We start from the raw sequence: 16,239 nt of genomic DNA on the forward strand, positions 1-16,239 counted from the left end.
TTGATACGGCGAAATTGAGATTTACTGATTTTTAGTTTTTTAAAATTTCCGAAGTTGTTATAAACGGACGAGAAAAAACCAGAGAAATAAATTGAAGCTGTACAGAATCTTGATAAATATAACTGTATACTTCACTATAGCTGATTGGTTTATTTTTTCTCAGCAATAAATGATCTTTTTCTTTTCCACTTGAAAAAAGCCACGATTTTCCAGCTCATTCAATTGTTTAAGAATCGTTTGCTTGGTTGCTTGGGTTGTTTCTTCTAGTTGTTGAACGGTCACTTGTCCATTTGCTAAATATGTTTCTAAAATAATTAATTGGATATAATGTTTTTTGGATAATATCGCTTTCATCTTGGTTGGAACCTCCTTACTCGTTATAAGGATTGTACTAATGAAATAGCTGCTATCGGCAATGATAATTTCTTTTTTTGGAAAAAAAAATTATGGACAATTCCAAAAAATTAGTAAACATTAGCAGGATTGCTAAATAGAGAGATGAAAAATGGGAATTTGGCGATTTATTTCTTTTTTTGTGTAAAAAAGGATCTTTAAAATAAAATGTTCATGAAAATTCAAGGCAAATAAAAGAGTATCTCCAGAGATAATATAGAATGAGTCTCGTTACCTAATCGTAACAGCAGAAATCAATTAGTGGGGGAAAATAGAATGAAAAATAACATGAAGAAGGTATTTGTCGCAAGTATTGCCTGTCTGTCTTTAGGAACTTCTATAGGCGTACATGCAACAACCATAGGCAAGGAAGCTATTACTATCAGTGATAACTTGAAAGAAGTGGTTGAGGACTCGATTATCAGTAACGGGGATTTTAGCGCTGGTTTAGATCATTGGATCGTGTCAAACCCAGAATCGAAGAATCCAACACTGGTAACTGAAAATGGGGTTTCTTATGTGAAAGCAATGTTGGGCGAAAATATCCATCAATATGTGAAATTACAACCCAATACGACCTACACATTTTCTTATGACGCTGCGGGAAGCAAAAATTTTCCGAGTAAAGTCGAGTTTGGTACATTGAATCACGGAGAAGAATTTGTTTCTTTACAAGAATCGGCACATAATAATGAACAATGGGAAAGACATTCGTTTACTTTTACGACACCAGAAAAAGACAATACATATATTATCCGTTTTTCTTCTACGGGAAATGGTTGGGCAACTTTTAAAAATATCGATATCCAATCTGAAGATGACACATCCCAAAATACTTTGTTATCTGTTGGAGTAGAAAGTCACCAACCATATATCTACTTAAACTTAACGCCAGAACAATTTAATAGCAAACAACGCCTGATGGTTTATTTGGATGGTAACTATTATTTTGAAACGTATAATGGTAAAGCTTACTACTCTTACAAAGAGATAACAGACGAACTAGTAAAGATACGTCGTGGGTTTGAAGGCAACAAAGGTGAAAAAATTGAAGTTTATTTAGCGCCTGGATCACCTGGTCAAAGCTCTGCAGGTAAAGTATTGTTAGAAACCTATGTAGTAGAGAAAAAATTGGAATCAGCAGCGACTGAATATGATCAGATCGTGAAAGATATTCAAGTAGTTGGAAATAAAGTAGTGATGGATATTGATCGAGAAATATTTGAGCAAGACAATCGAATCGTACTTTATAAAAATGATGCATATATCGCGGAAACTTATAAAGGAAAAGCTTACTATTCATCAGTCAAAAAAATGAATGAGACTGTTCGGGTGACTTACAGTAAAGGCGTGGTTGCTGGCGATATCATTTCAGTTAAATTAGTAGGTAATCGACCAGGAACAAGTACTACGAATAGTTTCCAACAACTACTAGCGACTATAGAAGTGGAATAATCCCAGTAAAATAGATATCGCTTAGGATGAAGAGATACGACAACAATAAAAAAACTCCCTCACTCGTTTGGCTAGTGGGGGAGTTTTAATCAAATAGGAGAAATGCTTATTTTTTTATTGCTGATAAGATAGCTATTAGGTATGGATTAGTTCAGGGAATGACAAGTGTAGATTCCATTGTTCAGTTCTTTTTTATTTGTGACACTCCTGTACTCTTACAATGAATGATATGGTTTTCACTTTATGAGTCGCTTTTTTTATTGTAAAGGTAATGCTTTTTTGATTGATAAAAAATAGAAGAAGTATTAGTTTGACAAATGAGTGACCGCTCATATATAATTATATATGAATAAATGCTCATGTTTAAAGTGAGGAGGTCAGAGCATGAAAAGCTATCGATTAGAAGGATTGGATTGCGCAAACTGTGCAATGAAAATCGAAAAAAGAATCAACGAAATCAATGGGGTAAAGCAAGCAAATGTTAACTTTGCTGTAGGTAAATTAACGATTGACGCAGATCAGGATAAGATAGGTGAAATCGAAACTGAAACTAGAAAAGTGATCAAGGAATTAGAACCAGAAGTTGAGGTAAAAGAGATGGAAGAAGTGACTTCGACATTAAATGAAGAAAAAAAGGATCTGATTCGTATTGTCCTATCAGCTATTGGCTTATTAGGCTTGTTTATTTGGGATCCAGCTGAACCGATTCGTTTTATTGGATTTTTACTTGTCTATTTATTTATTGGTTTTGATGTTATTAAACAAGCTGCATTAAACATTACGAGAGGTCAATTGTTTGATGAAAATTTTTTGATGGCAATCGCAACGATCGGTGCGATGTTGATTGGTGAATATCCAGAGGCAGTAGCGGTCATGTTGTTTTATCAAGTAGGAGAATATTTCCAAGGCTTTGCAGTCAACCAATCAAGAAAATCGATACGTGCATTGATGGAGATTCGACCAGAAGTGGCTCATGTTGAAACAGAAGCTGGATTGGTGACAACCCAGCCAGAAAGAGTAATGATTGGGGAGCATGTTTTTGTCAAACCAGGAGAACGAGTACCATTAGATGGGAAAGTCATCAGTGGGCAGTCATTAGTTGACACTTCTGCATTAACGGGAGAATCGGTTCCAAAAGAAGTTTTTGAAGGAGAGTCAGTATTAAGTGGTTTTATCAATATCAATCAACCATTAGTTGTTGAAGTAGAAAAAAATTATCAAAACTCAACCATTAGTAAATTGCTCGAATTAGTAGAAAATGCAAGTAGTAAAAAGGCACCAGCAGAAAATTTCATCACTAAATTTGCTCGTTACTACACGCCAGTGGTAGTAGTATTAGCTGTTTTATTAGCCATTTTACCACCACTTGTGTTACCAAATACAGGATTTGATGAATGGATTTACCGAGCTTTGACGTTCTTAGTGATTTCGTGTCCTTGTGCTTTAGTAATTTCGGTACCTTTAAGCTTTTTTGGAGGGATTGGTGGAGCTAGTAAAATGGGTGTATTAGTGAAGGGTAGTAATTACCTTGAATTATTAGCTCATACAGACACCATGGTTTTTGACAAAACAGGAACTCTGACAAAAGGTGATTTTTCTGTTCAATCAATTGAAACTACTATGGTTGAACCTTTATTCATGCAATATGTTGCAAGTGTAGAACAATATTCGACACATCCGATTGCACAAGCGATTTTAGCTGATTATGAAGGAGCATTATTACCCACGGATCAAATGGAAGAAGTTTTAGGCGAAGGAATCAAGGCAGTTGTGGATGGGAAAGTAGTCTTAGTAGGAAATCATAAACTTTTCACTCGATACAATATAGCCTTTCCAGTCAATCAAGCAGTTGGTACCTTAGTATATGTGGCAATTGATCAACAGTATGTTGGAAGCATAGTGATTGCAGATTCCATCAAAGAAGATGCAAAAGCAGCTTTACAAAAACTAAAAAAACTTGGAGTTAAACAAACTGTGATGCTTACCGGGGACGCACAAGCAATTGCGACACATATTGGAAATGAATTAGGAATCGACACGGTCTATAGCGAGCTCTTACCGCAAGACAAAGTGGCTAAATTAGAGCAAATCCTCACGAACGCATCGCAAAAGACTGCGTTTGTTGGTGACGGAATCAATGATGCACCTGTGCTAGCTAGAGCTGATGTCGGAATAGCGATGGGAGGTCTTGGAAGTGATGCAGCAATCGAAGCGGCTGATGTAGTGATCATGAATGATGAACCTGGAAAAATCGCAGATGCTATTCGCTTATCAAGAAAAACGTTGAAAATCGTTAAACAAAATATTATCTTTGCAATCGGGATCAAAAGTGTTGTCTTAATTTTAGGCGCATTCGGGATCGCCACAATGGGAGATGCCGTATTTGCTGATGTAGGTGTCACTGTACTAGCAGTCTTAAACGCTATGAGATGTTTAAAACTCTAACGATCGACTGTTGATCTAAACACAAGCATCGTTAAAGTGAACTTTTCTTGCCTACGGAGTAGGATTATCAGAAAATAAGTGAAAATCTTTAACCAAACTATTTATATGTGTGTTTAAAATGAAGTTCTATAGGTGTATTTTGTTTGTTATTGATCAATAGAAAAGAAATTTTCCTTTATTCGTCAGCTTGATGACTGTTCGGATGAAAGGGGAATTTCTTTTTTTATTTAAAAGCAACGATTTTTGAATTGTACTACCCATTGTTGTTTTTTGATTAGAAAGTAAGCATATTAAAATAACTATTTGATCTAATTTTTAGAAAATTCTTTTACATCGTTCAGTTTGAAAGGGATTAACTAATTTATACAAGGTGTTATCTTGTGTAAAATGATAAAAAGATGGAAGAATAGTGTGGGAAAATTAAAAATATACACACATAAAATAACGAACTATTGTAAATAGATAAGAATTTGTTTATGATTGTAAATAGATAAATATTTTATTTAAAAAATTTAAAAGGAGAAAACAGATGAACGATAAACAACTACGTTGGTTTACCGTAGCACTCATTGCTTTCAACATGGTTTGGGGCATGGGGAATGTAGTAAACAACTATGCGCAACAAGGAATTTCAGTTGTTACTTCTTGGCTATTGATTCTTGCTATTTATTTTATCCCTTATGCCTTGATCGTAGGGCAACTTGGTTCCGCATTTAAAGACAGTAAAGGTGGCGTCAGCTCTTGGGTCGAAAATACGACATCAAATAAACGGTTGGCATACTATGCTGCATGGACTTATTGGGTCGTCCACATTCCTTATCTTGCACAAAAACCTCAGGCAATTTTGATTGCTGCTGGATGGGCAGTTCAAGGAAATGGAAATATTGTTAACACAATGACTGTTCAAATGGTAGCAGTGATTTCCTTAGTAATTTTCTTAGCCTTCTTGTATCTTTCTACAAAAGGATTATCCACATTGAAGGTCATTGGTGGATTAGCAGGAACTGCGATGTTTGTCATGTCACTTTTATTTATTTTGATGGCAGTAACAGCTCCATTTATTACTACTGATATGGAATTTGCTACTACAGGAATGAATCAGGTCAAAACATACATCCCGACATTTGACTTTAGCTATTTTACGACCGTTTCGATGCTTGTATTTGCAGTAGGTGGGGCAGAAAAAATCTCTCCTTATGTTAATTCCACAAGAAATCCAGCCAAAGAATTTCCAAAAGGAATGATTTTCTTGGCTGCAATGGTTGGTGTTTGTGCGGTTTTAGGTTCTGTAGCGATGGGAATGTTATTTGCGAGTGACAATATTCCGAAAGACTTAATGGCAAATGGTGCTTACAGTGCTTTCCAAATCCTAGGCAACTATTATGGCATTGGTAATTCGTTGATGATCATCTATGCTTTGACAAATATGGTTGGTCAAATTTCCGCATTAGCCTTCTCAATCGATGCACCACTGAAAATTTTATTAGCAGATGCAGATCCAGAATTTGTTCCTTCATGGTTACGTAAACGAAGCAATAAAGGAACACTCGTCAATGGCTATTTATTGACTGGGATTTTAGTTAGCATCATCATTTTACTACCCATTTTTGGAATCAAAGACATGAACGAATTAGTGAAATGGTTGACTAATCTAAATTCAGTAGTAATGCCTATGCGTTATTTATGGGTATTCTTAGCGTATATGATGTTGAATAAAGCTTACAAGAAATTTACTTCTGAGTATAAATTCGTGAAGAATCCAAAGGTTGGTTTTATTTTCGGTGCTTGGTGTTTTGCCTTTACCGCTTTTGCTTGTATTCTGGGAATGGTTCCCAAAGTCGAGTATGCGGCTGATCCTAAAGCTTGGTGGTTCCAGTTGATCTCAAATGTCGTTACACCAATTATTTTGATCATGTTGGGAATGATCTTACCAGCGATTGCCCGTCGTGATAAAAATAAAAATGTAAAAGAAACATTGATTAAAACATAATGAGCTGAGAGAGAAACGATCGTTTCTCTCTTTTTTTGTGCCTCATGTTATCATAAATAAAAAAGAAAAAGTTTTGAGTGGAGGAGGAATAAGATGAAGATAGTAATTTTAGGACAAAGTGGCTCTGGAAAATCGACACTGGCAAGAACTATTCAAGAAACGGCAAAGATTCCTCTTTTACCCTTAGATTTTTTATGGCATGGTACAGATTATAGTGAAAAGGCACAAGTTTGGTTTCAACTAGAGCAAGAAAACTTTATGGCTAAACATGAGAACTGGATCATCGAAGGAAACTATCTTGCTACTGCTGCAAAGAGGTTGCAAGAAGCAGATCAAATCATCTTATTACGAGTGCCAACGTATCTTGCAATGACTCGTGTCATCAAACGAACTTTAAAAAGAAAGCGAGATCGTGCGACCAGACCTGACATGCCTAATGAGTTTACTGAAAAGTTGGATAAAGAATACTTGGATTTTTTGTGTTTTGTTTGGCGTTTTAAGCGAAAGAATGAATCTCGAATCTTCCAACTGATCGATACATTGCAAGTGAAAAATAAATTACTCATTTTAGATAATAAACGTGATCGACAAAAGTATATTGACCAGTTGAAAAAAAATAAGCCCATTGTTTGACAATTTTCGATTACAGTTGTAATCTATTATCGAAGTTAAGTTTACAAATGTAATCGATGGAGGTGAAAAACCAATGGAAGAAAAGAGAGTATTAATTAAAATCAGTGATTCTGAATGGGAAGTCATGCGAGTTATCTGGACTTTAGGTCAAGCAAATGCCCAACAAATCACTCAGATATTAGCTGATTCGATGGATTGGAAAGTAGCAACTGTTAAAACCCTTCTAGGGCGTTTGGTGAAAAAAGAAGCGCTTTGGACTGAACAAGAGGGAAAGAAATTTATTTATCATCCAGCTGTTTCCGAGATGGAAAACGTTCGAAGTGCTACTGAAAATCTCTTTTCACATATTTGTGCAAAAAGAGTCGGTGCGACAATTGCTGATTTGGTTGAAGAAGCGACATTGACCCAAGAAGATATTCAGCAGATCATGAAACAACTCAATAAAAAAGAGCCAGTCGAAACGATTGAATGTAATTGTATACCTGGCCAATGTGAATGTAAGAAACAGTAATAAGGAGGAAACAAGAATGAAACAAGAATTTTCAGTTAAAGGGATGAGTTGCAACCATTGTGTGGCTCGGATTGAAGAAGCGGTCGGAAGAATCAGTGGTGTCAAAAAAGTAAAAGTTCAGCTGAAAAAAGAAAAAGCCGTTGTGAAATTTGATGAAGCAAATGTTCAAGCGACAGAGATTTGTCAAGCAATCAATGAATTAGGCTATCAAGCAGAGGTGATTTGATGGCAACGAATACCAAAATGGAAACATTTGTCATTACTGGAATGACATGTGCGAATTGTTCTGCTCGAATCGAAAAAGAACTAAATGAACAACCTGGTGTCATGTCTGCTACTGTCAATTTAGCCACTGAAAAGGCAAGTGTGAAATATACCGACACTACTACAGAAAGATTGATCAAAAGTGTCGAAAATATCGGCTATGGGGCAATTTTATATGACGAAGCGCATAAACAAAAAATTGCTGAGGAGAAACAAACCTATTTAAGAAAAATGAAGTTTGATCTTATCTTTAGTGCGATCTTGACTCTACCCTTGATGTTAGCAATGATTGCCATGATGCTTGGAAGTCATGGACCAATTGTGTCGTTCTTCCATCTGTCTCTTGTGCAGTTGCTCTTTGCTTTGCCTGTGCAATTTTATGTAGGTTGGCGCTTTTATAAAGGAGCCTATCATGCATTAAAAACTAAAGCGCCGAATATGGATGTCTTAGTTGCGATTGGAACATCTGCAGCCTTCGCATTAAGCATTTATAATGGTTTTTTCCCTAGCCATTCCCATGATCTTTATTTTGAAAGTAGCAGTATGATCATTACCTTGATTTTACTTGGAAAGTATTTAGAACATACAGCAAAAAGTAAAACAGGCGATGCCATCAAACAGATGATGTCCCTTCAGACAAAAACAGCACAAGTTTTAAGAGATGGCAAAGAAGAGACGATTGCAATTGATGAGGTCATGATCGATGACATCTTAGTGATTCGTCCTGGTGAACAAGTACCTACAGATGGACGGATCATTGCTGGCACTAGTGCATTGGATGAAAGCATGTTGACAGGAGAAAGTGTACCTGTTGAGAAAAAAGAAAAAGATATGGTTTTTGGTGGAACGATCAATACCAATGGATTGATCCAAATACAAGTTTCTCAGATAGGAAAAGATACGGTGTTGGCACAAATCATCCAAATGGTGGAAGATGCTCAAGGAAGTAAAGCACCGATCCAACAAATTGCTGACAAGATTTCAGGGATTTTCGTACCGATCGTTTTGTTTTTAGCATTGGTGACACTATTAGTTACAGGATGGCTCACGAAGGATTGGCAGTTAGCATTGCTTCATAGTGTGTCCGTTTTAGTCATTGCTTGCCCATGTGCGCTTGGTTTAGCAACACCAACTGCCATCATGGTAGGAACAGGGGTCGGTGCTCATAATGGGATATTGATCAAAGGTGGCGAAGCGTTAGAAGGAGCCGCTCATCTAAATAGTATTATTTTGGATAAAACTGGAACGATTACACAAGGCCGACCAGAAGTAACAGATGTCATCGGTCCCAAAGAGATCATTTCCCTTTTCTATTCCCTTGAACATGCTTCTGAACATCCTTTAGGAAAAGCTATTGTTGCTTATGGTGCAAAAGTCGGTGCAAAAACTCAGCCAATCACTGATTTTGTTGCTCATCCTGGTGCAGGAATCAGTGGAACGATCAACGGTGTTCATTATTTTGCTGGGACTAGAAAGAGACTAGCTGAAATGAACCTTTCATTTGATGAATTTCAAGAACAGGCGTTAGAATTAGAACAGGCAGGGAAAACAGTGATGTTTTTAGCCAACGAAGAACAGGTTCTTGGAATGATTGCCGTTGCTGATCAAATCAAAGAAGATGCAAAACAAGCAATCGAGCAACTACAACAAAAAGGTGTCGATGTGTTTATGGTTACGGGAGATAATCAACGAGCCGCTCAAGCAATCGGCAAACAAGTAGGAATTGATTCCGACCATATCTTTGCAGAAGTTTTACCTGAAGAAAAAGCCAACTATGTAGAAAAACTACAGAAAGCTGGAAAGAAAGTTGGCATGGTCGGTGATGGAATCAATGATGCCCCAGCGCTAGCTTTAGCAGATGTTGGGATTGCAATGGGAAGTGGAACCGATATTGCGATGGAAACAGCTGATGTGACATTAATGAATAGTCATTTAACTTCTATCAATCAAATGATTTCTTTATCAGCTGCCACATTAAAAAAAATCAAACAAAATTTGTTTTGGGCATTCATTTATAATACGATCGGGATTCCTTTTGCTGCCTTTGGTTTTTTAAACCCAATCATTGCTGGTGGCGCAATGGCCTTTAGTTCAATCAGTGTATTATTGAATTCTTTAAGCTTAAATCGAAAAACGATCAAATAAATCGTTTCAGAGGAAAGGAAGGAAAAAGATGAATAATGGAATAGATCCTGAGAATGAAACAAATAAAAAGGGCGCTATTGGAAAGAATCCTGAGGAAAAAATAACTGTAGAACAAACGAATACCAAGAATAATTTACAGGAACATGGAAAAATGGAAAATATGGATCAACACCATACGCATGGACACATGGAACGGCACCAACAGATGGACCATGGACACATGAGCGGAATGGATCATAGCCATATGGATCATGAAGATATGAGTGGAATGAATCATAGCCACATGGGTCATGAAAATATGAGTGGAATGGATCATTCTATGCACATGGGGAACTTTAAGCAAAAATTTTGGCTTTCTCTGATTTTAGCGATTCCGATTATTCTTTTTTCACCGATGATGGGGATGTCCTTTCCTTTTCAAGTGACGTTTCCTGGCTCTAATTGGGTGGTGTTGGTTCTGGCAACGATTTTATTTATTTATGGCGGACAACCATTCTTAAGCGGAGCCAAAATGGAATTGAAACAAAAAAGTCCAGCAATGATGACACTGATTGCTATGGGGATTACCGTCGCATATGTTTATAGTGTGTATTCTTTTATAGCCAACCTCATCAACCCCCATACACATGTCATGGATTTTTTCTGGGAATTAGCAACGTTAATCGTAATCATGTTATTGGGACATTGGATCGAAATGAATGCAGTCTCTAATGCCAGCGATGCTTTACAAAAATTAGCAGAATTATTACCTGAATCGGTAAAACGATTGAAAAAAGACGGAACTGAAGAAACCGTCTCTTTAAAAGAAGTCCATGAAGGTGATCGTCTAATTGTTCGTGCTGGAGACAAGATGCCAACGGATGGGACGATCGACAAAGGACATACCATTGTTGATGAATCTGCTGTTACGGGTGAATCCAAAGGGGTTAAAAAGCAAGTGGGCGATTCGGTCATTGGTGGATCAATTAATGGCGACGGAACAATTGAAATTACTGTAACAGGTACTGGCGAAAATGGTTACCTTGCAAAAGTAATGGAGATGGTACGAAAAGCCCAAGGAGAAAAATCTAAATTAGAGTTTCTATCAGATAAAGTAGCAAAATGGTTATTTTATGTGGCTTTAGTAGTTGGGATCATCGCCTTTATTGCTTGGCTCTTCCTAGCAAATTTACCAGATGCACTAGAACGAATGGTCACCGTGTTCATCATTGCTTGTCCGCATGCACTGGGACTTGCGATTCCATTAGTCGTTGCTCGTTCGACTTCGATCGCAGCTAAAAATGGGTTGCTTTTGAAAAATCGGAATGCGATGGAACAAGCCAATGATCTAGATGTGATCATGTTAGATAAAACAGGCACGTTGACCCAAGGAAAATTTACTGTAACTGGTATTGAGATTTTAGATGAAGCTTATCAAGAAGAAGAAATCTTGAAATATATTGGTGCTTTAGAAGCACATGCAAATCATCCTTTAGCGATTGGGATAATGAATTATTTAAAAGAAAAAAAGATTACTCCTTATCAAGCACAGGAACAAAAAAATTTAGCAGGTGTTGGTTTAGAAGCAACTGTGGAAGACAAAGATGTTAAAATTATTAATGAAAAAGAAGCAAAACGTTTAGGACTAAAAATCGACCCTGAACGATTAAAAAACTATGAAGCTCAAGGAAACACTGTCAGCTTTTTAGTAGTTTCAGATAAATTAGTGGCTGTGATTGCTCTAGGAGATGTCATTAAACCAGAAGCAAAAGAGTTTATCCAAGCGATCAAAGAAAAAAATATTATCCCAGTCATGTTGACTGGGGATAACCCCAAAGCAGCCCAAGCAGTAGCCGAATATCTTGGAATCAATGAATATTACGGCGGTCTACTGCCAGATGACAAAGAGGCGATCGTTCAAAGATATCTTGATCAAGGAAAAAAAGTGATCATGGTTGGTGACGGCATCAATGATGCGCCAAGCTTAGCACGGGCAACGATAGGTATGGCAATCGGAGCAGGAACTGATATTGCGATTGATTCTGCAGATGTTGTCTTAACGAACAGTGACCCCAAAGATATCTTGCATTTCTTAGAATTAGCAAAAGAAACAAGAAGAAAAATGATCCAAAATCTTTGGTGGGGCGCTGGTTATAATATTATTGCTATTCCTTTAGCAGCAGGAATCTTAGCACCAATCGGACTTATTTTAAGCCCAGCAGTGGGAGCAGTCTTGATGTCACTAAGTACAGTGGTCGTTGCGCTCAACGCCTTAACTTTAAAATAAGTTGTTAACGTTACTTGATTAACGAGTGAGTGTAAAAATAGAAAAAAGACAATCTTTAAGGACAAACACAAGCAAATTTATTCAAATGAAAACTGGCAAGCAGCTATTTTTCAGCGAATCAATTTTAGCAAAGGTCGTTAAAGATTGTCTTTTTTATTTATGTAGACAAAATGAAAAGAAAAAATGGCAGGAGAAAAGTTGAGAGAGGGATTCAAGAAATAATCAGTAACCATAGTTGTTCCCATTGTACGAAATTTTGCACAGTTCAATGTGTGACGGTAAGAAAAAAATAGCAGTAGTTAACTTTTTCGATCTGTTAAATTAGAATTTAATGAATTTCGTTTGAATTAAAGAAGAAAAAATGTTTTTTTTCGTAATTTATATATAGGGAGATGTATTAATCTATAGTTGATCGTGCTCCTGAAACACACAGTAAAAAATAAGTGAGGGAACGCCAATGAAGTGGCAAAGATTATTGTCAAAAAATGTACAAAATCTATTTATATTGATCCATCAAATGAAAGATTTATCGTGGAAAAAAACGGATCTAGCAGAAAAACTATTAGTTGATGTGAAAACGATCGATCGATATTTAAAAAGATTAGAAGAAGGAGATTTTCCGATCCAACTGATTCAACATAAAAAAAGCGTAAAGCTGATTTATAATAAAGGCTACAGTGAGCCCTATTTATTGTTTGATTTTCTGATCCACTCCTCATCCTTTTGCTTATTGAAGGATTTGATTTTGAACACGGAGTATCAACAAGAGTATGATCGCTCCTCACAAGAGCGTCTAAGAAAATGGCTGGGGGAATATCATTTGTCTTTTTCTTATCGAAAACAACAACTTTATGGTTCTGAAAGAAAGATACGCTATCTTTTTTTCTGTTTTCTTAAAGATTTTCCCCTCTTTTTTATTGGGGATACAGAACAGTCTTTTTCCGAATTATTTATCCATTTGTTGGAGACACGTGCCCAAAATGCCGAAATCAAAATATTAGACGAACATCGCACGCTTTTTTTTGAACTTTTTCCAGAGTTGTTATTCCGACACGAACAACGGTTATCTGTCCGCGAAAAAAATTACCGCTGTATCGTTCGTTTAAGTTGCAACATCATTATCGAAAAATACTGGAAAAAAATTGAAGAAACGAAAATCTACCGAAAATTAATGACCTTAACAGAGAAATTGGATTCGTTGTTTTGGTTGGCTAGTGAATTTGAAAGTACGAATAAAACAACGATTACGCGAGTTATCTATCAAGAGTGGCTCCGTTACTCAATTGGACTACACGAAAGAGTAGTCAAAGAGGAATTTCATGAGTATCAGGAAAGCTTGCGTTTGGTGCCGAATGTTAATGAAAAACTTTATCAATACCGGATGGCTTTACAACAAGCACTTACATATCCATCGTATGAATGGGGCCTACTTTTACTTAAAGTTTTGCAAGAAAGAGGATACCTGGAAATCTATCCACCAGAAGTAAAAATCGTCTTTTTTTTCGTTACGATCACGAGGAAGCGCGCCGCCTAGCTTCTGTTCTGGATAAGACCTTGCGACATCGAAAACGGACCTCCATACATGTTTGTACTCGATCAATCCCTCCAAGTTATGCACAATTGATTATTACGGACCATTTTTTTCCATTAAATAATAGTAAACATCAAAAGACTTATTTCTACCAACCTTCTTTTGGGGTAGATCGTCTACTATCAGATATTGATTATTGGATTGATACGAAAAATTGATTTTTATCATATGAAAAGGGTGTGTTATAATAAAGAAGATGAGTAAAGGAGGATGTCTTTTGGATTTAAAGAAATTAGAAGTTCCTACATCTTCAATCACTGAAGTAAAACGATCACCGATGGATGTATTTGATCAGGCAAGAAAAGCTGAAACCGGTGTATATATATTTAATCGTGAAAAAGTTGCAGGAGTGATGTTGACACAAGAGCAATATGAAACACTGTTACAAGAATTAGCAGATTTACGTCAGAAGGCAAATGAAGAAGTACAGGCACCTATAGAAAGTAATGAACTACTTGGAAACTACGCTGACCAAACAGCTGCTGTCGTTTCGACTTCTGATGGTCTAGATGAGCTGGTACAAACACTGAAACGTTATTTGATTACTGGTGTAACGATTTCTGCTAAAAACTTAGATGAACGAATGGTTACACTAGGTTTCATTACGAAAAAGACGGGCTTTGGAGGAGTGGTCGATATGTTAAACGAATTGACCGCAACTGGAAAGATCAATTATCAGTTACGTAGAAAACCAAACAGTCGTACAGTAATTGCCGAGATTATTGGTGAACAAGACAGTCAATCACAATTATTTGATAAAATTATTATAAAAAAAATCTATCTGCATGAACTTTAATGAATAGCGTAAATTTTTATTTTTTGCTTCTTTCGGTGCTATGATTTTTCAGACTTTTTTACAAGGATCAATGAGAAATCATAGCTGATTTTCTATAAAAATTGGGTGGTTACCGATCCTTTGCTAGTCATATTTTTTCGATTCACTGATTTAACGAGTGAAAATTCTTGCCCAAAAAGCCCCAAGAATTTGAGGGATCAAATACAAAACCGAAAGCAGTAAAATCAGTTGGGTTGGTTTGAATGGCTGGTAAAAGAAATGCCAATCAGAGTAATAGTGACAAATCAAATAAGAAATGAATGTTGAACTAATATTAATAAAGAAGAGAAAGAGTAACTGTTGCTTTTTCTGGAAGCTAAAGCCAGCGTAAAAAGACAGAAAAATCAAAAAAATCAAGCCAAAAACAGAATGATACCGATAATCTAGTAGTAAAGAGAAGTACACATACGGAATGAAAAGTAAGAGCAAAATTAATTTTTTTCCATGATTTTTCATGGTGTGTTCCCCCAATCAGGTGAATCCGATTTCTTCTACTTTCATTCTAAAATCAACCAGCTAATAATCAAACACTTTTTTGAAATTTGTAGATTAAATGAATAAACTCTCATAGCCTTATCTCTAAAAAAAAGATTTTCCCCCTAATTTTTTTAGAGAAAACGCTTATAGTAGGTGAAAGAAAAAATCGCGTAGGAGTAAAGTGATGAAAAAGAAAATAAAACTTGAACAATTGTATTTATTTTTTGGTTTTTTTCCAATTCTGCTGTTGCCGTTTACTTGGGTGAATGCCGTTGTTCAGGGAGCAGAAATTTTGGGGCTAATTCATGGTACTGGGATTGTAGTATCGAAAAATTTTCCAATTTTAACACTATTCTATTTTTTAGTGAGTATGAGCTTGATTTTGACAAATAAATTTATGAATAGTTATAATTGGCATTTGATTCATTTTTCTTGTATGTTGGTTTTTACTTCCTTTTTTTCTATTCTGCCACGAATCATTGTTGGACCGAATGGCTTAAGTGAAAGTGGATTGAAAGATACAGGGGAAACTTCGATGTACTTTTTGACCATTAAACCAAGTTTTTATCTAGCGATTCTTTCGTTTTTATTAGCAGTCATTTTTTATTCTATAGCAAAATTAAGAATAGAAGAAAAACTGTCCGGCGAAGTTAATAAATTGGTTCAATAAAGAGGAAACATTGTGAGCAAATGATAGTAGCGAACAGTGTTTTTTTTGCTCTTTGTCAAAGATTTTTGATCCCAAAACAGGCGTTGGCAGGATTCGACATTTTGAAAACACTGTACAAAAATACCTGAAAGGATGGAAGAAGCAAGGTTGCCTGAAGAAAATCAAATATAAAAGAATAAATAACTGAATGCACTAATATTCTGCAAATGAAATATTTCTTTTCATGTAATAATCAACCTTTTTTAAGCAAGCTAAAGATCTTCATTCTATGATATAATATTATTGTAGAAAGTTTGTGGCGGTTTGGCAAATCCAATTGAAGGAGCGTGGTGCCTATGGGCTTATTAGCTTATCGGACGTACTCTTTAGAAAGGAAATGCCTGATTTGTTCTCATTGGATCAAATCATTGCTATTATCGGAGCAGCAGCAGTAGTAATTACTGCCGTAGCGAAAGCTAGCGATTCGATTTTAGCTTGGTTAAAGTTCAAAAAAGAACAAAAAAAATAGAGCCGTCTCAACTTTTGGCAGAGTAGACAGGCTCTAAACTTGTTAAAAAATGCCAT

At 36.1% G+C, this 16,239-nt stretch carries 13 protein-coding genes and 1 pseudogene; 12 read left to right on the forward strand and 2 right to left on the reverse strand.

Annotated elements, in window-relative coordinates; translation table 11 throughout:
• Positions 1-159 precede the first annotated feature (159 nt).
• On the reverse strand, positions 160-354 hold the full coding sequence (locus EHR_RS08485) for a helix-turn-helix domain-containing protein (RefSeq protein ID WP_010737931.1): 195 nt from the start codon (positions 352-354) through the stop codon (positions 160-162).
• A gap of 315 nt (positions 355-669) precedes the next feature.
• Here EHR_RS08485 and EHR_RS08490 point away from each other — a divergent pair, with 315 nt between their 5' ends.
• The 10 genes and pseudogenes from EHR_RS08490 (at position 670) to EHR_RS08535 (ending at position 14,489) form a co-directional block, all read left to right on the forward strand.
• Positions 670-1,848 carry a carbohydrate binding domain-containing protein gene (locus EHR_RS08490; RefSeq protein ID WP_010737930.1) on the forward strand — a complete coding sequence of 393 codons (1,179 nt, stop codon included), beginning with the start codon at positions 670-672 and terminating at the stop codon, positions 1,846-1,848.
• Between the two features lie 384 nt (positions 1,849-2,232).
• On the forward strand, positions 2,233-4,293 hold the full coding sequence (locus EHR_RS08495; protein ID WP_010737929.1) for a heavy metal translocating P-type ATPase: 2,061 nt from the start codon (positions 2,233-2,235) through the stop codon (positions 4,291-4,293).
• A 529-nt stretch (positions 4,294-4,822) separates the two neighbouring features.
• A complete protein-coding gene (locus EHR_RS08500) occupies positions 4,823-6,283 on the forward strand; it encodes an APC family permease (protein ID WP_010737928.1) in 1,461 nt (486 codons plus the stop codon).
• Positions 6,284-6,376: 93 nt separating this feature from the next.
• Positions 6,377-6,916, forward strand: coding sequence for a P-loop NTPase family protein (locus EHR_RS08505; RefSeq protein ID WP_010737927.1), 540 nt, complete (start codon positions 6,377-6,379; stop codon positions 6,914-6,916).
• A 73-nt stretch (positions 6,917-6,989) separates the two neighbouring features.
• Positions 6,990-7,427: a CopY/TcrY family copper transport repressor gene (locus tag EHR_RS08510; protein ID WP_010737926.1), complete on the forward strand. Its 438-nt coding sequence runs from the start codon at positions 6,990-6,992 to the stop codon at positions 7,425-7,427.
• A gap of 16 nt (positions 7,428-7,443) precedes the next feature.
• The gene (gene copZ / locus EHR_RS08515) at positions 7,444-7,653 is read left to right on the forward strand and encodes a copper chaperone CopZ (protein ID WP_010718490.1); all 210 of its coding nucleotides are present in this window, start codon (positions 7,444-7,446) and stop codon (positions 7,651-7,653) included.
• Positions 7,653-9,836: a copper-translocating P-type ATPase CopA gene (gene copA, locus EHR_RS08520; protein WP_010737925.1), complete on the forward strand. Its 2,184-nt coding sequence runs from the start codon at positions 7,653-7,655 to the stop codon at positions 9,834-9,836. Before copZ ends, copA begins: the two co-directional genes overlap by 1 nt.
• 28 nt (positions 9,837-9,864) lie before the next feature.
• Entirely contained in the window at positions 9,865-12,102 is a 2,238-nt protein-coding gene (gene copB, locus EHR_RS08525) for a copper/silver-translocating P-type ATPase CopB (protein ID WP_010737924.1), read from the forward strand.
• Between the two features lie 457 nt (positions 12,103-12,559).
• Positions 12,560-13,851: pseudogene (locus EHR_RS08530) on the forward strand (helix-turn-helix domain-containing protein).
• A 59-nt stretch (positions 13,852-13,910) separates the two neighbouring features.
• Complete coding sequence (locus tag EHR_RS08535) at positions 13,911-14,489, forward strand: prevent-host-death protein (RefSeq protein ID WP_010718485.1); 579 nt, start codon at positions 13,911-13,913, stop codon at positions 14,487-14,489.
• Between the two features lie 150 nt (positions 14,490-14,639).
• Here the strand turns inward: EHR_RS08535 and EHR_RS08540 are convergent, their stop codons facing one another.
• Positions 14,640-14,984, reverse strand: a complete 345-nt coding sequence (locus EHR_RS08540) for a hypothetical protein (RefSeq protein ID WP_014834534.1) — start codon at positions 14,982-14,984, stop codon at positions 14,640-14,642.
• Positions 14,985-15,189: 205 nt separating this feature from the next.
• Between EHR_RS08540 and EHR_RS08545 the strand changes: the two genes are divergently transcribed.
• Positions 15,190-15,675 (forward strand): hypothetical protein, encoded by a 486-nt coding sequence (locus EHR_RS08545; protein ID WP_014834535.1) that lies wholly within the window; start codon positions 15,190-15,192, stop codon positions 15,673-15,675.
• 295 nt (positions 15,676-15,970) lie between these two features.
• A complete protein-coding gene (locus EHR_RS08550) occupies positions 15,971-16,183 on the forward strand; it encodes a hypothetical protein (protein WP_014834536.1) in 213 nt (70 codons plus the stop codon).
• The last annotated feature ends 56 nt before the right edge of the window (positions 16,184-16,239 follow it).

The sequence above is a fragment of the Enterococcus hirae ATCC 9790 genome (genome assembly GCF_000271405.2).
Classification (GTDB): Bacteria; Bacillota; Bacilli; order Lactobacillales; family Enterococcaceae; genus Enterococcus_B; species Enterococcus_B hirae.